The organism is Pseudochelatococcus lubricantis, assembly GCF_042432495.1.
Classification (GTDB): Bacteria; Pseudomonadota; Alphaproteobacteria; order Rhizobiales; family Beijerinckiaceae; genus Pseudochelatococcus; species Pseudochelatococcus lubricantis.
The window spans coordinates 44,322-67,165 of sequence record NZ_JBHLXC010000003.1; the positions used below are offsets into that span (position 1 = coordinate 44,322).

Below are 22,844 nucleotides of genomic sequence, written 5' to 3' on the forward strand. Positions count from 1 at the left end.
GACGGGTCAATGCCGACTTCGCAGGTCAACAACTGCCCGCGTAGGCGGGACTCCGAAACTCAGCGGCGGCGGGAGACCTCCTCCTGATATCCGCGCTCTCGTTCCGGCCAAGTACTCTTAATAAAAGCGAGGACAGCCCGGATCTCGCCGTCGCTCAGGGCATCGGCAAAACCAGGCATGTCGCTCTCATAGCTCCCTCCGACGATGGCCGCTGTACCCTCCTTGACGATGCGGAACAGCATCTCATCGGCATGGTGCCAGGTGTGGCCGCTCTCGTCGTGCGGCGGTGCGGGCAGCCGACCGGAGGGAGGCGGCGAGCGCCAGTCCGGCTGCCCTTCGAGATTCGCACCGTGGCAAGACGCGCATTGATCCGCATAGACTTGTCGGCCCTGCTCGACGACCTCCGCTGATGCCGCAGCGATGGATTCGGAACGGGCGTAATGCCACCCAGCCAATGTCGCCACGATCGCACCTGCGAGGAGCGACCCTGCCCAGAATGTATTTAGGAGCTTCTTTCGCATGGCACGCATGTTCAGTAACGAGGAATTGCAACGCACGAGATGGCAAGGAGGATTTGCCAGTGGTGCGACACCATTTGCAATAGACATTCCGGTGAGTAGTACCTATCGTTCCAGTATGTTTGCGCGCGTTGTCTCCATGCTTGCCATAATCGGCGTCGCCGTCATGACGATGGCATTCTCCGCGCACGCGGCACGAATGAGCATACCGCCGGAACAGGCTGTGCATGTGGGCGAGATTACAAACTCTGCAGCCGGCATTGAGCCTGCATGCACCAGCAAACACTGCGGATCGGCAGACATGGATGCGGGAACCTGTGAACTGGTTTGTGCAGGTTTTTCAATCTTTCTCGTATCACCGAGCGGTGGTTCTGGAAACCAATACACGTCAACCGCCTATGTTCTGCCGCCTGATGCCAGCATTCCCGGTCGGGCGCTCGGACTGAACGAACGCCCTCCGAAGATCCGTCTCCTCTGATCGCGCCCGGGCATTCGGCCCGCGGCCTTCCGACAGCTTTGAGGAACGGGACTGCGGTCCCGAGGAGACGACCATGAATACCCTTTCACGACGCGGCTTTCTCGCCGCTGGCGCGGCCATGCTGGCCTACGCTCAGGTGCCCCGGATGGCGGCAGCGCAGGACGCCACGCCGCTATCGCTTCGCGCCGCCAGCCGCACGCTCGACATCGACGGACGCGCCGCCACTGTCTGGGGCCTTGCCGGGCCATCCGGACAGGGCCTGACACTCGATCCCGGCATGCCGTTCCGGGTGGATCTAACGAACGAACTCGACACCGCCACACTGATCCACTGGCACGGCCAGATCCCGCCCAATGCGCAGGATGGCGTGCCCGACATGCCCTTGCCGATGCTCGCCCCCGGCGAGACTCGCGCCTATGACTTCGCACCGCTGCCCGGCACCTATTGGATGCACGCGCATGTTCCGCTGCACGAGATGCGCCTTCTGGCCGCGCCCCTGATCGTGCGCAGCGCCGAGGATGTCGCCGCTGACCGGCAGGAGGTGGTACTGTTTCTGCATGATTTCTCATTCAAGGCACCCGAAGAGGTGATGGCGGAGATCAAGTCCGGCCATGGTGCCACGGGCAATCACGGAAGCGGCACAGGCACAGGCACGGGCGGAATGTCAGGTATGAACCACGGCGCGATGGGAAACATGCCGATGACTGGCATGGATCACGGCGCCAAGGGCGGCATGATGGGAATGGGGACCATGGACGGCATGACGATGGACCTCAACGACTACGACTGGGACGCCTATCTTGCCAATGATCGTACGCTCTCGGACCCGGAAGTGGTGCAGGTCGAGCGCGGCGGGCGTATCCGCCTGCGGGTCATCAACGCCGCTGCGGCGACGGTGTTCTGGCTCGACACCGGCGAAGCGCAGGCCCGGCTCGTCGCGGTTGATGGCCATGCCGTTCAGCCGCTCTCCGGCACGAGGTTCGGTCTGGCCATGGGCCAACGGCTCGACCTTGAGATCGACCTGCCTTCGGAGGGCGGTGCCTGGCCGATCCTCGCGCTGCGAGAAGGCGCGCGGGAGCGCACCGGTCTGATCCTTGCCACTCCGGGCGCCGAGATACGGCACATTGATGCTTTGGCAGAGACCGAAGCACCGGCCTTTGACACCGACCTTGCGCAGGAGACGCGCCTGATCGCTTCCGAATCCTTGCCGGAGCGGCCGGTGGACCGCAGCCACATGGTGATGCTGGGCGGCTCGATGCAGCCCTATGTGTGGACGATCAACGGTGCCGTCTGGGGCCAGCATCGCCCGGTTACCGCGAGGCGCGGCGAACGGATCGTGCTGTCCTTCCACAATATGTCGATGATGGGTCACCCGATGCATCTCCACGGCCATGTGTTCCAGGTCGTCGGGCTGAATGGACGTGCGGTCACGGGCGCGCAGCGGGACACGGTGTATGTGCCGCCGATGTCGATGGTCGACGTGGCACTCGATGCCGGAGAAGCCGCGCGCTGGATGCTGCATTGCCATCACATGCCGCATCTTGAAACAGGCATGATGACCGAATTCGCGGTCAGCGCATAGGCAGCGTGCTGGCAGGAGGACGCCGGCACCGGCGTCCTCCTGTGCAACAAGGAGGTGAACCCTATATCAATGTCTCACGGCGGTCATGCCGGCCACATGCCGGCGAGTGGTGATCGCAAAGCGCTCGTCATTTCGGGCTGGCTTACCGGCCTTTACTTCATCGTGGAACTCGGGATCGGCATCTGGACGGGCTCAGTCGCCGTCATGTCGGATGCCTTCCACACCTTCTCGGCCGTGGGCGGCGTGCTCATTGCGCTGGTCGCCATGCGTCTGGGTGAGCGAAAATCCAGCCCCTCGCGCACCTTCGGCTACATTCGGGCGGAGATCCTGGGGGCCCTCTTCAACGGCCTCTTCCTCGTCGCCATGGCTCTCTACGTGCTGTGGATGGGCGCGATGCGCCTCATGGAGCCCATCGAACTGGCCACGACGCCGATGTTGATCGCCGCAGCGGGCGGCATCGCCACCGAGCTTGTCGCGCTCTGGCTCATGTACGAGCGCCAGAAGGACAACCTGAATATGCGGGGTGCGTATTGGCACATCCTGCAGACCTTCGTCGGCAGCTTCCTCATCATCGTCTCGGCGCTGGTGATCCGATTCACGGGCTTTGTGGCCATCGATCCGCTGCTTGGCATGGCCTTCGGACTGCTGCTGCTCTGGGCTTCCTGGGGTATTATGCGCGAGGCATTGCACATCCTGCTGCAAGGCACGCCCGAAGACCTCGACTTGGAGGCCGCCATCGAGGCCATACGGCAGCTAGAGGGGGTTACCGACGTGCACCACGTCCATGCCTGGAGTCTGACATCCGGGCGCAATGTATTCTCAAGCCACGTCTGCGTTGGGGACTTTCAGGAAGGCGAACGGGTGCTGCGACAAGCAAGCAATCTCCTGCGCGAGCGTTTCAACATCTACTTCTCGACGTTGCAGATCGAGGAATACTGCCTCGACGGCGAGGACTCTGCGGCCGAGATTGACATCATGCAGTCTCAGACGGGGCAAGAACGGACCAGCATCGGAAAGATCCACGACAATCACTGATTGGCAGGAACCCCGGATTCCGATCACCTCTTGACCTTCCAACGGTTGGAAGGCGCAGAATAGGCGAAGAGCAAGCTTAGGATAAGACGCCGAGGAGGCGTGAAAATGGCCAGCAAGACCGAACACGATCACCAGAATCAGAGTCACGCTCATTCCGCCCAAGGTCATGCGCATGATCACGGGGCCGTCGCGCAGGACGACACGCACAAGGTCAAGGACCCGGTCTGCGGCATGATTGTCGATCCCCACACGGCCCAGCACAAGGCCGAGCATGCGGGCCGGCCCTATTATTTCTGCTCGGCCGGGTGCCGCGCGAAGTTCCTGGCCGAGCCCGAAAGCTATCTCGATCCGGCGGCGGCGGAGGTAGTACCGATTCTCGAGGGGACGGTCTATACCTGCCCGATGCATCCTGAGATCCGGCAGGACGGCCCCGGATCATGCCCGATCTGCGGCATGGCGCTGGAGCCGGTACTGGTCAGCCTTGAGGCCGAGCCCAATGTCGAACTGATCGACATGACACGCCGCTTCTGGATCGGCCTCGTTCTGGCGATCCCGGTGTTCATTCTCGAGATGGGCGGGCATCTGTTCGGGCTGACTCATGCCATCGGGCAGCAGGTCTCGAACTGGCTGCAACTGATCCTCGCAACGCCGGTCGTTCTCTGGGCGGGCTGGCCGTTCTTCCAGCGTGGCTGGCAGTCGCTCGTCAACCGCAGCCTCAACATGTTTACACTGATCGCCATGGGCACGGGAACGGCGTGGATATACAGCGTCGTCGCCACGCTGGCGCCGGGCATCTTCCCAGATGCATTCCGCCAGCATGACGGCTCGGTCGCGGTCTATTTCGAGGCGGCCGCGGTCATCACTGTGCTCGTGCTGCTCGGGCAGGTGTTGGAATTGCGGGCGCGCGAGAGCACCAGCGGCGCGATCCGGGCGCTGCTCGACCTCGCCCCCAAGACCGCCCGGATCATTCGTGACGACGGCACCGAGGAGGAGGTTCAACTCGACACCGTTCGGGTCGGCGACCGCCTGCGGGTGCGTCCCGGCGAGAAGGTGCCGGTCGATGGCGAAGTTCTGGAAGGACGCAGCGCCGTCGATGAATCGATGGTGACTGGCGAGTCGATGCCGGTCACCAAGGAGGTCGGCGCCACCGCCATCGGCGGCACCATGAACCAGTCCGGCGCGCTGGTGATCGAGGCGAAGAAGGTCGGCCGCGACACCATGCTGTCGCAGATCGTCCAGCTCGTCGCCGAGGCGCAGCGTAGTCGCGCGCCGATCCAGCGCCTCGCCGATCAGGTGTCGGGCTGGTTCGTGCCGGCGGTGATCGTGGTCGCAATCCTTGCCTTCATAACCTGGTCGATCTGGGGTCCGGAGCCGCGCTTCTCCTTCGGTCTGATCGCGGCGGTTTCCGTGCTGATCATCGCCTGTCCCTGTGCGCTCGGGCTGGCAACGCCGATGTCGATCATGGTCGGCGTCGGGCGTGGCGCACAGGCGGGCGTGCTGATCAAGAACGCCGAGGCGCTGGAGCATATGGAGAAGGTCGATACCATCATAGTCGACAAGACCGGTACGCTGACCGAGGGACGACCCGCCGTCACCGCAATCGTGCCGGCGCCGGGGTTCACCGAGGACGAGGCTTTGCGGCTTGCCGCCAGCGTGGAGCGGGCCAGCGAGCATCCGCTGGCGCTGGCCATCGTTCGCGCTGCCGAGGAGCGGGGGATCGTGACCGCACCGGTCGCGGATTTCGACTCGCCGACCGGCAAAGGCGCCTACGGCACGGTCGAAGGCAAGCGCATTCCCCTTGGAAATGCCAAGTTCCTAGCCGAGCAAGGCGTTGATGTCGCCCCACTGGCGGATGAGGCCGACCGGCTGCGCGAGGACGGGGCAACCGCGATCTTCATGGGAGTGGACAACCGCATCGCTGCCATCTTCGCCATCGCCGATCCGGTCAAGCCCTCGACGCCCGAGGCGCTTGCCGCGCTGAAGGCGCAGGGAATCCGCGTTGTCATGCTTACGGGTGATAACTGGACCACGGCCAAGGCGGTCGCCCGCCGGCTCGGCATCGACGAGGTCGAGGCCGAGGTCCTGCCCGACCAGAAAAGCGCGGTCGTGCAGCGTCACAAGGCGGCAGGCGAGGTGGTGGCGATGGCAGGCGACGGCGTGAACGACGCACCGGCGCTGGCGGCGGCCGATGTGGGCATCGCCATGGGCACCGGTACCGATGTGGCAATGGAAAGCGCAGGCGTCACATTGCTCAAGGGCGATCTCACGGGCATCGTCCGCGCGCGCCGGCTCTCGGAGGCTGTCATGCGCAACATCCGCCAGAACCTATTCTTCGCCTTCATTTACAACGCGCTCGGCGTGCCGGTGGCGGCCGGGGTGCTCTACCCGTTCTTCGACATCCTGCTGTCGCCGATCATCGCGGCCGCCGCCATGGCGCTGTCGTCGGTGAGCGTCATCGCGAACGCCTCCCGGCTGCGGGTCACGAGATTGTAGGAGGCTGACGTGGGCGAAGGTCCTCCATCTGGAAAAATTGGTGACGATGGTGGCGCCAACAGCCCGGATACCGTCCCATCCTTGCGCTAAGTCAAAGTCTGCGGCGAAGGGGGCCGCTATGAGTATCTTTGCGACGGAAGGGCAGAACAGGCCATGATGCAATGTCATGATGTCGGGCGGGATGATGTGGGGCATCGTTCTTCTGGTGCTCGTGCTCCTTACCGCCGCCGCTTTGATCAAATACGTATTTTTCCGGTGATCCAGCTTTGACGAAGTTGCGGCCCAGATGGAGGAACTGAGATGCAAACCATCCATATGATCAGCAGGCGCTCCTTCCTCGCCAGCGCCACCGCGTTCCCCCTCCTGCTCTCAACGGCGGGAACGGTTCGCTCGGCAGGACTGCCTCTGGTGACCGTCACCAAGGATACGAATTGCGGGTGCTGCGGCGCATGGGTCGAGCATATCGAGGCGGCCGGCTTCCCGGTGAGCGTCGTGGAATCGAGCGAGGTCGAAAGCCTCAAGCAGCGGCTCGGCGTCCCGGCGGCGTTGTACTCCTGCCATACGGCCGAAGTGGACGGCTATGTCATCGAAGGACATGTGCCGGCCGCCGCGCTTCGCCGCCTCCTGGCCGCGCGCCCGCTCGCGACAGGGCTTGCGGTTCCCGGAATGCCCGCCGGCTCCCCCGGCATGGACTTTCCCGGCGTGGTCCCCGAGCCATACGAGGTGTTCCTGTTCGGCCCTTCCGTCCAGAAAACCTTCGGGCGTTTCCGCGGCGCGCGGGAGATCTGAGTGGAACGGTGCTCATGATCCATCCGGTCGCCATCAGTCCGATCCAGAACCGGGCCTGCGGGGCAGACCCTGCCTTTGTCAGGAGCTCTGGTTGCCTGGGCTCGGATACTGACGGCCGCAAGGATGTCATCTGGTGCGTGGCAACTCTCCATCCCGACCTCGACAAAGAAGCCAAGCCATGAGCAGGAGCTCGACTGCGGCTTTCGGATCGAAAGGCGACTGGCTCCGCCAGTTCCTGACAGGCCTGCTGCTGCTTGCGTTCAGCGCTTTTGTTTTCCTGGCAGCGGCGCATGCCAGCCCGGGCACACACGGCTCGTATCAGGATCAGACCGTTGCGGGTGCACAGCATGAGGCCCATTCGAATTACTCCGACGACCGAAGCAAGGCTGCGGACGAACGATGCTGTCACACTGAAACGGCGCCGGACCGCGATTGCGGCCAGCTCTGCACCATTGTTGCCCTGCTACCCGAGGCGCCGCCTGTGATGCCATCCTCGGACGGCGAGCCATTGCTCGGTTTCCAGGCCAGCGATCTGGGCCGAAATCCTTCAGTCCTCCTGACACCACCGCGTCTGACCGCCCCTGCGTAGTGAACGCATCGGCCGGGAGGTGTTCTTCTCGGCACTCAAGCAGCAAACAGTCAGACGAAGCCACGGTAGGCGCGCGTCCAGAAATTAGACGCGGCTCTCCGGTGCCAAAGGATGAACCATGACGTACCGAACAATAGTTGCCCTTTCTGCCAGTCTCTTGATGGGAGTCTCCGGCGCTGCTCTGGCGCAGCAGGCAGAGCATGACGCCCATCACCCTCAGACGCCGCAGGCCCAGGAGGAACGGGCCCCTGCCTCCATGTCCCCTTCAGGACAGATGCCTTCGATGCAGGACATGCCGAAGGAATGCCGGGCCATGATGGAGACCATGCCCCAAGCGTGCATGGACGCCATGCAGCAGATGATGCAGGGCGGCATGATGCACGGTGGGATGGCCGCTCCCCAAGGCGGAGAGTCGGCTCCAGCCGACGCCGATGTCGCCGACTTCACCAAGGCCTATGTCGATGCGATGGAGGAGATGCACGGTCCGATGATGGAGGGCGTCATGGCCGAGGACCCGGACGTCGCTTTCATCCGGGGCATGATCCCGCACCATCAGGGTGCGGTCGACATGGCGAAGATCGTGCAGCGATACGGAGATGACCCGCAGACAAGAGAGTGGGCGTCTCAGATCATTGAAGCACAGGAACGTGAGATCGCCGAAATGCAGGCGTGGCTGGACAGGAATGCCGGCCAGCAGCCTGCCGGCTTGGTCGAGACAGGCGGAACCGTGTACTCCGCCAACGAGGGCGACAATTCGATCAGCGCCATCGAACTCGGCACGGGTTCGGTCGAGACGGTGCAGATCGGAGTCTCACCGCACAATGTCGATCGGACACCGGACGGGAGGCTGTTGCTCGCCGTCGGGAGCGCTGCCTCCGATCACGCTCACGGATCGGATGACCAGGGACATGCCGATGCCGGCAACGGGCTTCTGGTGGTGCTCGATCCGCAGCAGCTGTCACAACCCGTCGGCACTGTAGAAGTCGGTGCGCATCCGGCGCATGTCGTCGCCGATCGTAGCGGCCGCGCCTATGTTTCGCTGTCCGGCGGGAACGAGATTGCGGTCGTTGATCTCGCAGCGGCTTCGGTGATCGAGCACATCACGACCGGAGCCTATCCGCACGGGCTGCGCCTCAACCCGGATGAGAGCGAGCTCTATGTGGCCAATGTCGAGGACGGCTCGGTCTCCGTCATCGACACGCAGGAGCTGACCGAGGTTGCGCGCATTCCGGTGGGCGCAGCGCCTGTTCAGGTCGGGTTCACGCCCTCGGGCGATCAGGTCTACGTCTCTCTTCGAGACGAGAACCGGGTGGCCGTCATCGACACCGCATCCCGCGAGGTGACGAACAGGATCGACGTCGGGCCGAACCCGATCCAGATGTTCGCCACCCCGGATGGAGCCTACGTCTATGTGGCCAATCAGGGCACCGAGGCGGAACCGAACGACACGGTCTCCGTGATCGAGATTGAGTCCGGAAACGTGATCGAGACGATCACCACCGGGAGCGGCGCCCACGGCGTCTCGGCATCGGCTGACGGGGCATTCGTGTTCGTAACGAACATTGCCGATGACAGCGTTTCGATCATCGACGTGGCGAGCCAGGAAGTGCTCAAGACCGTGCCGGTCGGCGATCGCCCGAACGGCATAGTCTACGCCGGATCGAACCAGTAAGCAGCGCGGCGCCGGAGCGAAACAGCTCTGGCGCCAGACTTGAGAATTGAGAATAGCTATTGGCGTCGATGAGCAGAGCCGGCGTGCATGACGAACTTCGAGGCAGCACGGCATTGGTTGCAGACATCGGAACTGATCTTGTCGCATATGCCGCCCTTTTCGTAAGCGCGTTCACGTCGGCGACCCTCCTACCAGGGTCGTCCGAGGCAGCGCTCCTGACTCTTCTAACAATGGGACAGGCCAACCTCGTCACCCTAGTGGGCGTCGCAACGGCAGGAAATGTGCTCGGCTCCTTGGTGAACTGGGCGCTGGGCAGGTTCCTCTCAGGGTTTCGAGACCATCGCTGGTTTCCGATTGACGACAGGTCATTTAGCCGTGCATCAGATTGGTACGGACGTTATGGCGTGTGGTCTCTACTCTTGTCCTGGCTGCCGATTATCGGCGATCCGCTGACAGTTGTGGCAGGAGCACTGCGAGTTGACCTTTCTCGTTTTCTCATATTCGTGTCGATCGGCAAAGCGGCACGCTATCTCTTTGTCGCCGGCGCATTTCTCTGGTGGAGCGGTTCTTGAGTGTACTTGCACGTCGAGTCGAGCTGTTGAGAATGGCGGAGACGAAGGGGCGCAGCCGAGCCGCCACCGCGCCCAGAAGCCTCACGCGGCCGCCGACTGGTCCTTGCGTTCGGCCGGATAGCCTGCCTCGGTTAAGGCGGCGGGGAGTACCTGCTCGTCCACCTTCGTGGTGACCGTCACTTCGCGGGTGGGTGGATTGGTGGTGACATCAGCCGCCGGATCGACGCTCAGAAGCGCGTTGTTGACCCGGCGCGCGCAGCCGCCGCAAGTCATGTCGGGAGCAGTGAATCGGAACATGCGAACTCTCCTCTGTTGGGCGTTCACGGACAAATCTGGTCCTTGCCACGTTGGCAAGGTCAAGGGTCAACGAGGAAAAATGATATCGCGGCCAAGGCGGCCTTGACCTTCCCATTGTTGGAAGCCCCATCTGGGGTGCAATGGATCAGGAAGGAAGCATGTCAAGACGAACCTTGTTCCGGCGAATTTGCTGCTAGGACCGTCTGACCGCCGCCCGTTCCTGCCGCGCCAGGCCGCTCGGCCCGTCCGTGAACGACGAATCTGGTCATGTCATGGCCAGCTAGACCACTGATCGCCATTGCCTGATCGGCGCTTCTCGCATGCAAAATGTGGGCGATGTGCAGCTCATCGGCTTATAGATCAAGTTTCAGCGGATTTGGGAAGCAATTTGTTCTTGACCTTCCAGCCGTTGGAAGGATTAGGGGTCTGCGACATCTGAACGCCCCATGAAAAATAACAGGAACTCCGGATGTCTACGCTCTCCCCCCAAACGCCGAAGCCTCCGGTGGCTTCGTCACCTGCAAGCACGACATTGCCGCTGGCCGTCATTGCGACGGCTCAGCTCATGGTGGTGCTTGACGATACCATCGCGAACATCGCCCTGCCGACACTCCAGAACGAACTCGGAATGTCGGCTGCGAGCCTGCCTTGGGTGATCAACGCCTACGTTCTCGCCTTTGGTGGACTGCTGCTGTTCGGCGGCAGGTTGGGCGATATCTATGGCCGGCGGCGCATGCTGCAGGCGGGCATGGCGATCTTCACCATTGCTTCCCTGTTCGTCGGGCTTGCCCAGGACAGCATGAGCATAATCGCGTCACGCGGTCTACAGGGCGTGGGTGCGGCGCTGACGGCCCCCAATGCTCTTGCCTTGATCGCGACGACCTTCCCCGAAGGCAAGGCGCGCAACGGAGCGATGGCCGTTTACGGAGCAATGTCCGGCCTTGGTATCATCGCCGGGCTGATCCTCGGCGGGCTGCTGACGGGGCTGCTGGGCTGGCGCTGGGCCTTCTTCATCAACATTCCCATCGGCCTGGCTGTGCTGGCGGGGTCAAGAACGCTTGTCGAGGCGGAACTGCACAAAGGCCGCCCGGACTTCACCGGCGCGCTCACCAGCATTGTGGGCATGGCCGCGCTCGTCTATGGGATCACCCGTGGCGGCGAACATGGCTGGACGGACAGCATCACGCTCGCCTCGTTCGCTACCGCCGCGATCCTGCTGCCGCTGTTCCTGATCTTGCAGTCGCGCAGCAAAGACCCGCTTCTGCCGCCACGTCTGTTCAAGGAGCGCAACCGGGCGGGTTCCTACCTCGCCATGCTGCTGCTGGGCTTCGGTCCGATGGGGATGATCTATCTGCTGACGCTCTATTTGCAGCACATCCTCGGCTACAGCCCGATCATGACCGCGCTGGCGTTCCTGCCATTCGGTGCGGGTATTATCGTTGGGGCCATTGTCAGTTCCAAGCTTGTCACGCGGTTTGCGCCGCGCGAGGTGGCAGCGCCCGCCGCACTAATAGGCGGCGCTGCCTTGTTCTGGCTCGCCAATATCGGACAGGAACTCAACTATATGTGGCACTTCATGCCCGCGGCCTTCCTCACCGCTTTCGGTTTCGTGGGGGCCGTGATTGCACTGGCGCTGACCGCCGTCAAAGGCGTGCAGACACAGGAGACGGGCATCGCATCGGCGCTCTTCAACGCCTCGCAACAGATCGGCGTCGCCTTGGGGCTGGCCGTCCTTTCGACCATCGCAGTCTCTGCCACGGCTGGCAGGTTGCCGGGTGCACTCGCCGCCCTCTATCGCGGGCGGGAGACGGGTGACGCCGGGCTAGTGAGATCGGCCAGCGATGCGCTGATCCACGGTTATGGTCTTGCGCTTGCGGGAGCTGGAGCTGCCCTCGTGATTGCCGCAGTCATTGCCGCGGTTCTGGTCAACGCTAAGAGGGGACAGGTTTCTACCGGCACGATCGCTGTCCATTGACAGGATAGTCATTAAGCCTACGGCGCGGTTCCGTGGCGCGCTACCCGCCGTAGGCCTTGCGCAGACGCCTGCTTGGACGAATTGCAAGCGGAGCGGTTGACATACAACATATGAACACATATTCATGTGTTGTATGTCAACCGCATGAGCCCTGAAATGTCCCATTCACACAGCCATGGTCATTCTCATGATGACCATTCCCATGATCACTCCCATGCGCCGACCGTCACGAGCGATAATGAGCGCAAGGTCCTTCTCTCGTTCTTCCTGATCCTCACGTTCATGATCGTGGAGGTGATCGGCGGTCTGATCTCAGGATCGCTGGCGCTGCTCGCCGACGCTGGACATATGCTGAGCGACGCGGCTGCGCTGGCGCTAGCTTATGCCGCCTTTCGGTTCGGACGGCGGGCGGCAGACTCCAAGCGGACCTTTGGCTATCTGCGTTTCGAGGTCCTTGCCGGTTTTATCAACGCAATCACGCTATTCGCGATCGTCGTCTGGATTGTCTATGAAGCCTGGCAGCGCTTTCAGGAACCGCATGTTATCCTCGCGGGTCCGATGCTTGGCGTCGCCATTGCGGGGCTCCTCATCAATATTCTCGTGTTCTGGATTCTGACGCGCGGAGATACCGAGCACGTGAACATCAAGGGTGCCATCCTTCATGTGTTGGGCGACCTCCTCGGCTCTGTGGCAGCGGTTTCAGCCGCCATCGTGATCATGTACACGGGTTGGACGCTGATCGATCCTATCCTCTCGGTGTTTGTCTCCCTGCTGATCCTGCGCGCCGCGTGGAATCTCCTCGGCAAGTCGATACATATCCTGCTTGAAGGTGCGCCAGATAACGCGACGCCCGAGAAGATCGAACGCCATCTTGTCGAGAACATCGCTGGCGTGGCGTCGGTGAGCCACATCCATGTCTGGTCGATCACGTCCGGGCGGACCTTGGCCACCCTACATGTGCGGCCGAAAGCCGATGTCGATGCTCGCTCGGTGATGCGCGCGGTCGAGCGTGAGTTGAAGTCACAGTTTAAGATCGAACATCCGACCATCGCCATCGACTGGAATGACGATGCGGACGCGTGCAGCCTGTCGCAAGCCTCTGCCTTGACGGGGCACGCGCATGGGGATCGACACGACCATGATGGGCATCACCACAACCATGGGCCTGAGCATGTCCACAGCAAGCAGGAGCATGAACGTTGAAGCAAGCCCCGTCCCTGTCGCAGAACGACGTAACCGTACTGGCAGAGACTTTTCGCCTGCTGGGCGATCCTACACGGCTGAGAATTCTGCTCTTTTGCCTGCCGGGTCCAAAGTCCGTCGGCGACATTGTTGAGAGCCTGGGACTGTCGCAGACACTGGTTAGCCACCATTTACGCCTGCTCAGAGGTGCACGGCTCGTCAGGGGGGAGCGTCGGTCAAAGCAGGTTTTCTACGAAGTGGCAGACAGTCACGTGAGCGACATGCTGATCGACATGGCAACCCACATCGACGAGGAGCACTTTGATGACTGACAAACAAGGCTTCTTGGCGATGTGATGCCTGTACCGCTGAAGAGCGGGCCGCTAATGCGTTCGTTGAAGCAGGCAGCAGCACTTATCGCCGACACGGCAATCTTCACGCTGCGGTTAAGACCGGGACTTAAGCAATTTCGGTCTTGACCTTCCAATGGTTGGAGGCTGCACGATCTTGCTTGATACCCGTTTCGTCAATGCAAGGCGGCAGAAATGAAGGACCAAGCGAAGAACCGTTCGTCCGTCGACAAATTATTCGGCTCGCTGATCGCGGAAGGGTACGTTTATGCAGATGATGCCGCGGACCTCGATGATGGTGCCGACATACGGATTCGTTTGGGCTTTCTCCAGACATTGATGTTGGCGACCAGAAGCAAGGTGGCCGCATAATGCGGAAAGGGGTCAAGTGTTCGGATAAAGTCGAGCTTCGCCATCTCCGCTATTTCGTGGCTGTGGTCGAGCATGGCAGCTTTCGCAAAGCAGGAGCTGCGGTTGGACGGTCGCAAGCTGCAATCAGTCGGTCCATTGCCAAGCTGGAAGACGAGATTGGCGCCTCCTTGTTTCACCGGCATACATGGGGCGTATCGCAAACCTATGCCGGCCAGCGATTCCTCGTACACGCCCGCAGGGTCATCAGGACTGTTGGAGAAGGCGCTCGAGAGGTTGCCTCCGCAGGTCGTTCTGAAAAGGGACGTGTCCGGATCGGTATTTATTCCTCGATTGCTTCCGGCTTTTTGGCGGAGTTGCTGGAAGTTTACGGCAGGCGACATAGCGCGGTGAGAATCGAAGTGGCTGACGGGAACCCCGCAGAGCATGTCGCAGCGATCCGGCAACTCAATCTCGACGTCGCCTTCATCACTGGAACACGAGACTGGCCGGATTGCGAACGCGTCCTCTTGTGGTCGGAGCGTGTGTTCGTGGTCTTGCCTGACCATCATGCCTTAGCCAACAGGGAGGAAGTCGTATGGCGCGATCTGGCCGACGAGTCCTTTATCGTCAGCGAGACTGCTCCGGGACAGGAAATTTACGATCATCTGGTGCGGCGGCTGGCGGATCTCGGCAGGCATCCCGAGATCCAGGTGCAATATGTCGGTCGGGATAATCTGGTGCCGCTTGTCGCCCTCGGCCGAGGGCTGACTTTGGTGAGCGAAGCCATCACCGTCGCACAATTTCCGGGTGTGGTTTACCGACCGATCCTCGGCGAGGTTCTGCCCTTTTCGGCCGTCTGGTCGGCGAGCAACGACAATCCCGCCTTCCGTCGCTTTCTCAGTCTGGCGAAAGCAATGGCCGTCAGACCTGCGACTTCGGAGACAGGACGGAGCGCCGTGCTTTCGTGAACCCCCTGTCAGTGGCGATAAAGCGCTCCAACATTGGCACGATCAGCCTGACAGGATCAGCGGCGGGTTGGCCGGTCTCGCGGGCCAGCACCTCGGCATAGGTCGCAAGATCGCGATGAAGCGGCCCCGGCAGCTCTACCGTAACCTTGACGGGCTTGTCCTCGACGATGGGACCGAGTTTCAGTTTTGTCATGCTCAACCTCCTGCGGGCTCGAATACCAGGTCGCGGGTCACAATAATCCTGACCGGAAAGCCGGGCCGGATGGTGAGCGTCGGCGCGACCTGCAATTGGCGCTGGACGATCTGCTGCCCGGCCTGATTGACGGTATCCTGTGCGCCGTCGCGAATGGCGCGGATCAACCGGTCCTCGTCGCTGGTCGCCAGCTCTGTACCGACCGCGAGCAGTGTGGAAAGCCCTGCCGCTTTCATCAGATCCCACCAGTGATAATCGACGCCATCCTCAAGCCCGGCGTAACCGGAAGCGTCCGCGCCCGGCAGGCGCTCCAGAACGATGGAGCGGCCGCCCGGCAGGATCAGGCGATTCCACACCAGCAGGACGCGGCGCTGGCCGAAGGTCACGCCGTCATCATATTGGCCGATGATGCGCGTTCCCTGCGGGATCAGAAGCAGCGAGCCGGTCGGGCTGTCATAGACGTTTTCGGTGACCTGCGCGGTGATCTGGCCCGGCAGATCGGAGCGGATTCCGGTGATGAGTGCGGCCGGAATGACGGCTCCAGCCTGAAGGATGTAGGGCGATGCCGGCGGCGTGACGCGATCTGGCGCAACCGTCTGTCGGTCGACCGGGCTATTGAGGAAAGCCGCGTGCCTGTTCTGCCCTGTGCCGTCCGGCTGCAAGCCTATCCCGGCTATTCCTGGCATGGCCGTTCCCGCTGTCCCGCCAGAACGCGACCCGGACTGGAAGAACACGTTGCTCAAGCGCGCGGCCTCTTCCTCGGCGCGGCGGCGCTCCTCTTCGGGATCGACGGCTGGTGTGGTGATTGCCGGAGGCGCGACTGGCTGCCCCCGGTTCTGCGCGTCGAGGATCGGACGGCCAAGGTCGCCCGGCAATGCCGGTCCCAGGACGGGGCCGGTATAGTCGCGCGGCAGACCGGCGAGGCCGTCAGCCGTGGGTCGGTTTTCGGTCGAATAGAGTTCGCCGCCACCCGGCCCCGCATCGCGGGTCTGGAGCGCATAGATCAAGGTTCCGGCGATGCCGAGAAGCGCGACCGCGCCAACGCTTGCCAGCAACTTTCGGGACAGGCGGGTGACACGAGGCGGCTCGGCGCGCAGGCGCATGGGGGCGGCGGTATCGGTATCGCTCATGACGACGATCCTCCCGTGGTCGTGCTGGCTGGTTCTGCTGCGGCCTGCGTCGGGTTGATGCGGACGATCCTGACCACTTGCTGCCGATCGCCGCTGCCAAGGCGCAGTTCGGCCGCACCGAACAGGCGGTCCACGATCAGGACATTCTGGTGGACACGGCTGTTGACGATCTGCGTTTCTCCGTCCGACCCGATGACGAACAAAGGCGGCATTTCGCCCTGCACGATGCCGCGCGAGAAAATGACATAGACGCGGCGGCCATCGTCGAAGACGGAGAGCGGCCGCCATGGCGGGCTGTCGCCCCGCACCTGCAATCCGTAGCGATAGTTCCGCGCCGCCTCGGCGGGGATGATGGGCGCGGCGGGCGTGGTGGCACGGCTTCCCGCCGGCGCCGCGGGATAGGCCCATGCGACGGAAGGCATGTAGAGCGATTCCCGCGCGCGCAGCTCGATCATGTAGGTGCGCCGGTCGGTGGTCACGACAAGGTTGGTGGAAATGTCCGGGCGTGTCGGCTTCACGAGGATGTGGACGCGGCGGTTCGCGCCCGAACCGGATTCGGTGTCGCCAATGATCCATCGTGTCGTATCCCCGGCCGCAATAGGTCCCGCGCCGGTCAGGCTTTCGCCCGGCGCCAGCGCGATATTTGTGATCTGGCCGGGGGCCGCATAGACCTGATAGAGCGCGCCTTCGCTCCACGGATAAATCTGGATGGCGTTGTAATAGCCCTCACGGCGAGGTTCGACACGGGCGGCGGCATTGGCGTTTTCGACACGGCCGTCCGGAGTGCTGGCAGCAGTTCCGCCCCGCGCGACCGTCCAGGCCGGCGGCGTGTGAAGCGGCCGGGGCCGGTCGTCGGTGGCGACCGTCTGCACGGTGGGCAGCGGCGGCACGTCGGCGTCATAGTTGAATTGCGGCGTCCGGTTGGTCGCGCAGCCGGCCAACATGGTCGCGGAAAGCAGCAAAGCCGCGAAAGCGGGTTTACGGAAAACCGGAAAACCGGCTCTACGGAAAGTCGTGCGGGTCATTGGCTCATCTCCCGCGACCATGAAATTGCGTTGATGTAGATTCCCAGCGGATTGGCGCGTAATCGTTCGGCATCGCGCGGGGGCTGGATCACGACAGTCAGGATCGCGGTCCATCGCTCGGTCGTGGAAAGCTGGCCGTTCTCGAAATGGCGTTCGGTCCAGGCGACGCGGAAACTGTCCGGCGAAGCCCGGATGACGCTCGACACCTCGACGGCGATCTGCTGGCGGCCGACCTTGGTGAAGGGATCGTTGGCCCGCGCATAATCGTTCAAGGCCGCCGCGCCCCGGTCGGTGGTGAACTCGTAAGCCCGAAGCCAGTTCTGCCGGACGATGATCGCGTCCGCCGGGATCGCGCGGACCTGCTCGATGAAGCGGCCGAGATGGAAGGCGATCTGCGGATCGGTCGGGCGATAATCGGCGTTCGCGGGCGCGACAGCCTGCGCCTGACCGAGATTGTCCACCTGCACCACCCAGGGCACGACGGTTCCACGCGCCGATTGCCAGACGAGCGCGGCGGCAAAGCCGGCCGAGAGGATCAGACAGCCGAACGCCATATAGCGCCAGTTCTTCGCCTGCACGCGGGCCGAGCCGATGCGTTCGTCCCAGACCTGTGCGGCTTTTTGATAGGGAGTCTCGGGTTCCGGCACCTTGCCGTAATGGGTCGTCGGTCGTTTGAAGATGTTCATGTGCGGTCACTTTCGGAAAGGCTGACGGAGGAGCCGCCGCCGTGGCTGTCGCCGGATCGGACAGCATGAGCAGCAGCCGTGACGCCGTGGCTCATGGCCCGGCCACGCCGCATCTGCTGCGCCCAGGCCGGCGGCCCATCAGGGGTTGAGGGGGTTGACGGCGCAGGCGACGAATCTCTGCCGACGGTGCCCATGGTCGACGTGCCGCCGGATGCCGCGAATCCGGCTTTCGCACCATCGGAATAGCTGGATTTCAGGCTGTCGCTGGCGCGGGAGGCGGCGCGCTTGAGTGGTGAAACGGCGGCGGAGGCTCCGGCGCGCGCCACACCGCCAAGGCCGGAGGCGACCCCGGCCGTGCCGGACCCGCCCAAGGAGCCGAGGGTATAGGCGGACGAAGCCGCACCGGCGGCCGAGGCACCGCCGCGGGCAAGTGCTGCCCCGCCCGAGAGTGCGGCTGCGCCACCCCGCGCCGCGAGCATGGTCGCGCCACCGGCTGCGATCGCAGCGCCGCCAACCGCAAGGCCAGTCCCGACGGCGGCGCCGGCACTGAGTTGCGGGCCTCCGGAGACGAGGCCGGTGGCGATGCCGGGGCCGAAGATGCCGAGGCCGAGAAGGGAAAGGGCTGCCAGCACGATCGCCATGGCGTCGTCGATTGTCGGGGTCGCACCGCCGAAGCCTGCGGTAAACTGGCCGAAGAGCGTGGAGCCGATGCCGATGATGACGGCGAGGACCAGCACCTTGATACCGCTGGAGATCACATTGCCCAGCACCCGCTCGGCCATGAAGGCGGTCTTGCCGAACAGGCCGAATGGAATCAGCACGAAGCCGGCCAGCGTGGTCAGCTTGAACTCGATCAGCGTGACGAAAAGCTGGATTGCCAGGATGAAAAAGGCCAGCACCACCAGCGCCCAGGCGAACAACAGGCACGCGATCTGGATGAAGTTCTCGAAGAAGGCGATCCAGCCCATCAGGTCCGAAATAGATTCCAGCAGCGGGCGACCGGCGTCCAGCCCGGTTTGGGCAACGCGGCCGGGGCGCAGCAGATCGGCAACCGAGAAGCCAGTGCCGGACGCCATGAGCCCGAGCCCGGCGAAGCTCTCGAAGACGATCCGTGCGAGATTGTTCCAGTTGCTGATGAGATAGGCGAAGACGCCGACGAACAGCGTCTTTTTCACCAACCGCGCAATGATGTCGCCGTCGGCGCCCCAGGCCCAGAACAGTGCGGCGAGCGTCACGTCGATGACGATCAGCGTCGTGGCGATAAACGCCACCTCGCCGCCGAGCAGGCCGAAGCCGGAGTCGATATAGCTGGTGAAGATGCCGAGAAAATTATCGATGACCCCCGTTCCGCCCATGGCTCACGGTCTCCCGTTCTGTGCGGGGGTCGCTGGCGCGGGTGTCTTGCCGAGGAAGCGATCGCGGGTCTCGGCCCAGGTTCGGAGGCAGTCGGCATCATTGGCCGCCGCCTCGCCCAATGCCTGGCAACGCCGCTGTTCCAGACGCAGCGGATCGGTGGCGGGCTGAAGCGCTGGGACGGAAGGTGCTGGCGCGGGGCCTTCCTCACGCGACATCTCGATGATCGCCGCCGTGATGGCCACGGCCACGAACACAATGGCCGCGATCCGGGCCAGCACCTTCCCCTCCATACTCCGCCTCCTTTCCTCAGTTGAACATTCGCGCGTTGCCGGGCTGATAGCCTGACCCCGGCGTCAGGAAACGCTCGCGCTGAATGCGTCCCTGTTCGGCTGCCGTGGCGCGTTCGGCCTCGGTCAAGGCATTCGCCCGGCCATTGGCCGAGATGACAGCGATCAGGTCCGAAAGCTGCTGCGACTGGAGGGCGAGAAGCTGGTTGCCAGCCTGGGTCGCCTGAAGCGCGCCGGTCGCCCCCTGGCTTTGGCCGACAAGCTCCGACATTTGCGTGCGATTGCTGTCGATATTGCCGACGACGCCGGCCTGGACGCGCATGGCGTCCTGCAGGCCGCCGACGGTGTTTTCCCAGCGCGAGCGCGCATCGGCGATCATCTGGGTGTCGGTCGCGGTCAAAGACAGCTTGCCGTAGTCCTGCTGGAACATCTGATCGATGTTCTGAACGTCGAACGCAATGTTCTGGGCCTGCCCGAGAAGCTGCTGGGTCCGCTGGACGTTCTGCTGAAGCGCCTGAAGCGAGCTGTGAGGCAGGCTCGCGAGATTGCGGGCCTGGTTGATCAGCATCTGCGCCTCGTTCTGAAGCGAGGTGATCTGGTTGTTGATCTGCTCCAGCGTACGGGCGGCGGTCAGCAGATTCTCCGCGTGGTTGGTCGGATCATAGACGATCCGGCCGAACCCGCCGAAGAAGGCATGGGCCGGGGTGATGAAGTCCGGCGCGAGCGCCAGCGGCGCGGCAAGCGAAAGGGCGAGCGCCGAAGCGCTGGCCATGCGGGAAATCCGGGTCTTTGTGCGCGTCATGGGGTACTTTCCTCTTCTTCCAGGGTGAGCTCGAACGCGTCCTCATCGAAAATGACGGACGGCAGATCCTCGCTTTCGGTCGCGAGATTGCTGAGGTCCGGGATCAGTTCTGCGGCCCATTCGACGCCACGCGCCTTGAGCCAGGCGGCGAGGAACCCGTCGCGGCCATGCTCGGTGAGGATTTCGCTGATCAGGGCCTGATCGGATTTGGCCGATGCGGCGCAAAGCGCCAGCCCGACTTCCGACAATCCGAGGTCAAACAGGCGGTTGCCGCGCCGCGACTGGCAGTAGTAGTCCCGCTTGGGCGTGGCCCGTGCGAGGATCTCGATCTGCCTGTCATTGAGGCCGAAACGGCGATAGATCGCGGTGATCTGGGGTTCGATGGCGCGCTCGTTGGGCAGCAACAGCCGCGTTGGGCAGCTTTCGATGATCGCCGGCGCGATGGCTGAATTGTCGATGTCGGACAGTGACTGCGTGGCGAAGATGACGCTGGCGTTCTTCTTTCGCAGGGTTTTGAGCCATTCCCTGAGTTGGTCCGCGAAGCCTTCGTCGTCGAGCGCCAGCCAGCCCTCGTCGATGATCAGCAGCGTGGGCCACCCGTCTAGCCGGTCGCCGATGCGGTGGAAGAGATAAGAGAGGACCGCGGGCGCCGCGCCGGTCCCGACAAGGCCCTCGATTTCGAATGCCTGCACGTCTGCTGAACCAAGATGTTCGGTCTCCGCATCGAGCAGCCGGCCATAGGGACCACCGACGCAATAGGCGCGGAGCGCCTGTTTCAGATCATTCGACTGGAGCAGCACGGCGAGGCCGGTGATGGTGCGTTCCCCGACCGGGGCGGAGGCGAGCGAGGTCAGGGCCGTCCAGATGTGCTCCTTCACCTCCGGGGTGATCTGGATGTTCTCGCGCGTCAGGATCGCCACGATCCAGTCGGCGGCCCAGGCGCGTTCGGCCGTCTCGTGAATGCGCGCCAGAGGTTGCAGCGAGACGGATGTTTCGGAAGCGTCGGTCAGCTCGCCACCAAGATCGTGCCAGTCACCTTGCATCGCGAGGGCGCAGGCCCGGATCGAGCCGCCGAAATCGAAGGCAAAGACCTGTGAGCGCGCGTAGCGCCGGAACTGCAAGGCCATTAGCGCCAGCAGCACCGATTTGCCGGCACCCGTCGGCCCGACGACAAGCGTATGGCCGACATCGCCGACATGGAGGGAAAACCGGAACGGGGTCGATCCTTCGGTCCTGCCATACAGCAGCGGGGGCGCGCCGAAGTGATCGTCCCGTTCCGGTCCCGCCCACACGGCGGACGAAGGGACCATGTGGGCAAGGTTGAGCGTCGAGACCGGCGGTTGCCGGACATTCGCATAGGCATGTCCGGGCAAGCTGCCGAGCCAGGCGTCGACGGCGTTGACCGTTTCGACCATGACGCTGAAATCGCGGGACTGGATGATCTTCTCGACCAGCCGCAGCTTTTCGTCGGCGCGGCGGGCGTCCTCGTCCCAAACGGTGACGGTCGCCGTGACATAGGCCATGCCCGCCATGTCGGCGCCAAGTTCCTGCAGGGCCATGTCGGCATCGGCCGCCTTGTTGGCGGCGTCGGTGTCGACGAGCGCGGATTGCTCGTTGGTCATCACCTCTTTCAGGATGGCGGCAATCGACTTGCGCTTGGCGAACCACTGGCGCCTGATCTTCGTCAGCAGCCGGGTCGCATCGGTCTTGTCCATGAGGATGGCGCGGGTCGACCAGCGATAGGGAAAGGCCAACCGGTTCATTTCGTCGAGCAGGCCGGGGGTGGTGGTTGCCGGAAAGCCGGTGATCGTCAGCACCCGGAGATGCTGATTGCCCAGGCGCGGCTCCAGCCCGCCGGTCAGCGGCTGATCGGCCAGCAGCGCATCGAGATAGGTCGGGGTTTCGGGCACGCGGACGCGATGCCGGTTGATCGAAATCGTCGAATGCAGGTAAGTCAGCGTCCCGGCGTCATCGAGCCAGCGGCATTCCGGCATAAAACCGTCGAGCAGCGCCAGCACGCGGTCGGTGCGGTCGGCAAAGCCGCGCACCAGTTCCCAAGGGTTCACGCTCGACGTTTCGCGGCCCTCGTAAAGCCAGGACTCGGAGCGGGCGGCATCCTCGGCGGGCGGAAGCCAGAGGAAGGTCAGGAAATAGCCAGAGACGAAATGGCTGCCTTTCTCCTCGAAATCGGCCTTGCGCTCGGCATCGACCAGCGCCGATGCGGGATCGGGGAAGCGGCTCGCCGGATAGGTGGCGGCTTCCGACCGCTGTGCTTCGACGAAGATCGCCCAGCCGGAGCCGAGGCGACGGAAGGCATTGTTAAGGCGGCCAGCGACCGCGACCAGCTCGGCCGCGACGGCGGAATCCAGATCGGGACCGCGAAACTTCGCGGTGCGCTGGAACGAGCCGTCCTTGTTGAGGACAACGCCGAAGCCGACCAGCGCTACCCAGGGAAGGTAATCGGCGAGGCGGGATGCGGTACGGCGGTATTCGGCGAGATTCATCATGGGCTTC

Annotated in this window: 23 protein-coding genes; 13 read left to right on the forward strand and 10 right to left on the reverse strand. The window is 63.3% G+C overall.

All coding sequences use genetic code 11. The features are described 5' to 3' along the window. Positions 1–59: 59 nt before the first annotated feature. Positions 60–464 (reverse strand): c-type cytochrome, encoded by a 405-nt coding sequence (locus tag ACFFJ7_RS10010; RefSeq protein ID WP_244471115.1) that lies wholly within the window; start codon positions 462–464, stop codon positions 60–62. A 55-nt stretch (positions 465–519) separates the two neighbouring features. On the opposite strand from ACFFJ7_RS10010, the gene ACFFJ7_RS10015 reads away from it, so the two are divergent. The 8 genes from ACFFJ7_RS10015 (at position 520) to ACFFJ7_RS10050 (ending at position 9,728) form a co-directional block, all read left to right on the forward strand. Then, on the forward strand, positions 520–996 hold the full coding sequence (locus tag ACFFJ7_RS10015) for a hypothetical protein (RefSeq protein WP_197057541.1): 477 nt from the start codon (positions 520–522) through the stop codon (positions 994–996). Between the two features lie 73 nt (positions 997–1,069). Beyond that, complete coding sequence (locus ACFFJ7_RS10020) at positions 1,070–2,578, forward strand: multicopper oxidase family protein (RefSeq protein WP_012092678.1); 1,509 nt, start codon at positions 1,070–1,072, stop codon at positions 2,576–2,578. A 69-nt stretch (positions 2,579–2,647) separates the two neighbouring features. After that, entirely contained in the window at positions 2,648–3,613 is a 966-nt protein-coding gene (locus tag ACFFJ7_RS10025; protein ID WP_037092233.1) for a cation diffusion facilitator family transporter, read from the forward strand. Positions 3,614–3,718: 105 nt separating this feature from the next. Next, positions 3,719–6,106 carry a heavy metal translocating P-type ATPase gene (locus ACFFJ7_RS10030; RefSeq protein WP_012092676.1) on the forward strand — a complete coding sequence of 796 codons (2,388 nt, stop codon included), beginning with the start codon at positions 3,719–3,721 and terminating at the stop codon, positions 6,104–6,106. 300 nt (positions 6,107–6,406) lie between these two features. Next, the gene (locus ACFFJ7_RS10035) at positions 6,407–6,895 is read left to right on the forward strand and encodes a DUF411 domain-containing protein (RefSeq protein WP_012092675.1); all 489 of its coding nucleotides are present in this window, start codon (positions 6,407–6,409) and stop codon (positions 6,893–6,895) included. Positions 6,896–7,073: 178 nt separating this feature from the next. Continuing rightward, entirely contained in the window at positions 7,074–7,484 is a 411-nt protein-coding gene (locus ACFFJ7_RS10040; RefSeq protein WP_028034404.1) for a hypothetical protein, read from the forward strand. Between the two features lie 313 nt (positions 7,485–7,797). After that, positions 7,798–9,156: a CopM family metallochaperone gene (gene copM, locus ACFFJ7_RS10045; protein WP_231771507.1), complete on the forward strand. Its 1,359-nt coding sequence runs from the start codon at positions 7,798–7,800 to the stop codon at positions 9,154–9,156. Between the two features lie 83 nt (positions 9,157–9,239). Further along, on the forward strand, positions 9,240–9,728 hold the full coding sequence (locus ACFFJ7_RS10050; protein WP_231771508.1) for a YqaA family protein: 489 nt from the start codon (positions 9,240–9,242) through the stop codon (positions 9,726–9,728). 81 nt (positions 9,729–9,809) lie between these two features. Here ACFFJ7_RS10050 and ACFFJ7_RS10055 read toward each other — a convergent pair whose 3' ends face one another. Further along, on the reverse strand, positions 9,810–10,025 hold the full coding sequence (locus ACFFJ7_RS10055) for a heavy-metal-associated domain-containing protein (RefSeq protein WP_012092671.1): 216 nt from the start codon (positions 10,023–10,025) through the stop codon (positions 9,810–9,812). A 469-nt stretch (positions 10,026–10,494) separates the two neighbouring features. Between ACFFJ7_RS10055 and ACFFJ7_RS10060 the strand changes: the two genes are divergently transcribed. From ACFFJ7_RS10060 to ACFFJ7_RS10080, 5 genes are all read left to right on the forward strand, one after another. Then, positions 10,495–12,000 (forward strand): MFS transporter, encoded by a 1,506-nt coding sequence (locus ACFFJ7_RS10060; protein WP_012092670.1) that lies wholly within the window; start codon positions 10,495–10,497, stop codon positions 11,998–12,000. Between the two features lie 156 nt (positions 12,001–12,156). Then, positions 12,157–13,203: a cation diffusion facilitator family transporter gene (locus ACFFJ7_RS10065; protein ID WP_034658511.1), complete on the forward strand. Its 1,047-nt coding sequence runs from the start codon at positions 12,157–12,159 to the stop codon at positions 13,201–13,203. Next, positions 13,200–13,514: an ArsR/SmtB family transcription factor gene (locus tag ACFFJ7_RS10070; protein WP_012092668.1), complete on the forward strand. Its 315-nt coding sequence runs from the start codon at positions 13,200–13,202 to the stop codon at positions 13,512–13,514. Before ACFFJ7_RS10065 ends, ACFFJ7_RS10070 begins: the two co-directional genes overlap by 4 nt. Positions 13,515–13,727: 213 nt before the next feature. Further along, positions 13,728–13,904 (forward strand): hypothetical protein, encoded by a 177-nt coding sequence (locus ACFFJ7_RS10075; RefSeq protein ID WP_012092667.1) that lies wholly within the window; start codon positions 13,728–13,730, stop codon positions 13,902–13,904. Beyond that, positions 13,904–14,851, forward strand: coding sequence for a LysR family transcriptional regulator (locus tag ACFFJ7_RS10080; RefSeq protein WP_012092666.1), 948 nt, complete (start codon positions 13,904–13,906; stop codon positions 14,849–14,851). The genes ACFFJ7_RS10075 and ACFFJ7_RS10080 overlap by 1 nt, the downstream gene beginning before the upstream one ends. Here the strand turns inward: ACFFJ7_RS10080 and ACFFJ7_RS10085 are convergent. From ACFFJ7_RS10085 to trbE, 8 genes are read right to left on the reverse strand one after another with little or no spacing between them, the layout of a single operon-like run. Continuing rightward, positions 14,805–15,044: a DUF2274 domain-containing protein gene (locus ACFFJ7_RS10085; protein WP_012092665.1), complete on the reverse strand. Its 240-nt coding sequence runs from the start codon at positions 15,042–15,044 to the stop codon at positions 14,805–14,807. The genes ACFFJ7_RS10080 and ACFFJ7_RS10085 overlap by 47 nt on opposite strands. A gap of 2 nt (positions 15,045–15,046) precedes the next feature. Continuing rightward, complete coding sequence (locus ACFFJ7_RS10090) at positions 15,047–16,174, reverse strand: TraB/TrbI/VirB10 family type IV secretion system protein (protein WP_012092664.1); 1,128 nt, start codon at positions 16,172–16,174, stop codon at positions 15,047–15,049. Continuing rightward, a complete protein-coding gene (gene trbG, locus ACFFJ7_RS10095) occupies positions 16,171–17,199 on the reverse strand; it encodes a P-type conjugative transfer protein TrbG (protein WP_012092663.1) in 1,029 nt (342 codons plus the stop codon). The genes ACFFJ7_RS10090 and trbG overlap by 4 nt, the downstream gene beginning before the upstream one ends. Next, positions 17,196–17,885, reverse strand: a complete 690-nt coding sequence (gene trbF, locus ACFFJ7_RS10100) for a conjugal transfer protein TrbF (protein WP_012092662.1) — start codon at positions 17,883–17,885, stop codon at positions 17,196–17,198. Before trbF ends, trbG begins: the two co-directional genes overlap by 4 nt. After that, positions 17,882–19,240, reverse strand: coding sequence for a P-type conjugative transfer protein TrbL (trbL, locus tag ACFFJ7_RS10105; RefSeq protein WP_012092661.1), 1,359 nt, complete (start codon positions 19,238–19,240; stop codon positions 17,882–17,884). The genes trbF and trbL overlap by 4 nt, the downstream gene beginning before the upstream one ends. Before the next feature lie 3 nt (positions 19,241–19,243). Beyond that, positions 19,244–19,531, reverse strand: a complete 288-nt coding sequence (gene trbK-alt / locus ACFFJ7_RS10110) for a putative entry exclusion protein TrbK-alt (RefSeq protein WP_012092660.1) — start codon at positions 19,529–19,531, stop codon at positions 19,244–19,246. Positions 19,532–19,547: 16 nt separating this feature from the next. Beyond that, positions 19,548–20,330, reverse strand: a complete 783-nt coding sequence (trbJ, locus tag ACFFJ7_RS10115; protein WP_012092659.1) for a P-type conjugative transfer protein TrbJ — start codon at positions 20,328–20,330, stop codon at positions 19,548–19,550. Then, positions 20,327–22,837 (reverse strand): conjugal transfer protein TrbE, encoded by a 2,511-nt coding sequence (gene trbE / locus ACFFJ7_RS10120; protein ID WP_012092658.1) that lies wholly within the window; start codon positions 22,835–22,837, stop codon positions 20,327–20,329. Before trbE ends, trbJ begins: the two co-directional genes overlap by 4 nt. Positions 22,838–22,844 lie beyond the last annotated feature (7 nt).

What these genes read in the sequence shown, in the direction of transcription:
- ACFFJ7_RS10090 (WP_012092664.1), bottom strand. Translation starts at nt 16,174, where the DNA reads ATGAGCGATACCGATACCGCCGCCCCCATGCGCCTGCGCGCCGAGCCG.
- trbK-alt (WP_012092660.1), bottom strand. Translation starts at nt 19,531, where the DNA reads ATGGAGGGGAAGGTGCTGGCCCGGATCGCGGCCATTGTGTTCGTGGCC.
- ACFFJ7_RS10020 (WP_012092678.1), top strand. Translation starts at nt 1,070, where the DNA reads ATGAATACCCTTTCACGACGCGGCTTTCTCGCCGCTGGCGCGGCCATG.
- ACFFJ7_RS10065 (WP_034658511.1), top strand. Translation starts at nt 12,157, where the DNA reads ATGTCCCATTCACACAGCCATGGTCATTCTCATGATGACCATTCCCAT.
- ACFFJ7_RS10025 (WP_037092233.1), top strand. Translation starts at nt 2,648, where the DNA reads ATGTCTCACGGCGGTCATGCCGGCCACATGCCGGCGAGTGGTGATCGC.
- ACFFJ7_RS10030 (WP_012092676.1), top strand. Translation starts at nt 3,719, where the DNA reads ATGGCCAGCAAGACCGAACACGATCACCAGAATCAGAGTCACGCTCAT.
- ACFFJ7_RS10035 (WP_012092675.1), top strand. Translation starts at nt 6,407, where the DNA reads ATGCAAACCATCCATATGATCAGCAGGCGCTCCTTCCTCGCCAGCGCC.
- trbJ (WP_012092659.1), bottom strand. Translation starts at nt 20,330, where the DNA reads ATGACGCGCACAAAGACCCGGATTTCCCGCATGGCCAGCGCTTCGGCG.
- ACFFJ7_RS10085 (WP_012092665.1), bottom strand. Translation starts at nt 15,044, where the DNA reads ATGACAAAACTGAAACTCGGTCCCATCGTCGAGGACAAGCCCGTCAAG.
- trbG (WP_012092663.1), bottom strand. Translation starts at nt 17,199, where the DNA reads ATGACCCGCACGACTTTCCGTAGAGCCGGTTTTCCGGTTTTCCGTAAA.
- ACFFJ7_RS10060 (WP_012092670.1), top strand. Translation starts at nt 10,495, where the DNA reads ATGTCTACGCTCTCCCCCCAAACGCCGAAGCCTCCGGTGGCTTCGTCA.
- ACFFJ7_RS10080 (WP_012092666.1), top strand. Translation starts at nt 13,904, where the DNA reads ATGCGGAAAGGGGTCAAGTGTTCGGATAAAGTCGAGCTTCGCCATCTC.
- trbL (WP_012092661.1), bottom strand. Translation starts at nt 19,240, where the DNA reads ATGGGCGGAACGGGGGTCATCGATAATTTTCTCGGCATCTTCACCAGC.
- ACFFJ7_RS10015 (WP_197057541.1), top strand. Translation starts at nt 520, where the DNA reads ATGGCACGCATGTTCAGTAACGAGGAATTGCAACGCACGAGATGGCAA.
- trbF (WP_012092662.1), bottom strand. Translation starts at nt 17,885, where the DNA reads ATGAACATCTTCAAACGACCGACGACCCATTACGGCAAGGTGCCGGAA.
- ACFFJ7_RS10055 (WP_012092671.1), bottom strand. Translation starts at nt 10,025, where the DNA reads ATGTTCCGATTCACTGCTCCCGACATGACTTGCGGCGGCTGCGCGCGC.
- ACFFJ7_RS10075 (WP_012092667.1), top strand. Translation starts at nt 13,728, where the DNA reads ATGAAGGACCAAGCGAAGAACCGTTCGTCCGTCGACAAATTATTCGGC.
- copM (WP_231771507.1), top strand. Translation starts at nt 7,798, where the DNA reads ATGATGGAGACCATGCCCCAAGCGTGCATGGACGCCATGCAGCAGATG.
- trbE (WP_012092658.1), bottom strand. Translation starts at nt 22,837, where the DNA reads ATGATGAATCTCGCCGAATACCGCCGTACCGCATCCCGCCTCGCCGAT.
- ACFFJ7_RS10040 (WP_028034404.1), top strand. Translation starts at nt 7,074, where the DNA reads ATGAGCAGGAGCTCGACTGCGGCTTTCGGATCGAAAGGCGACTGGCTC.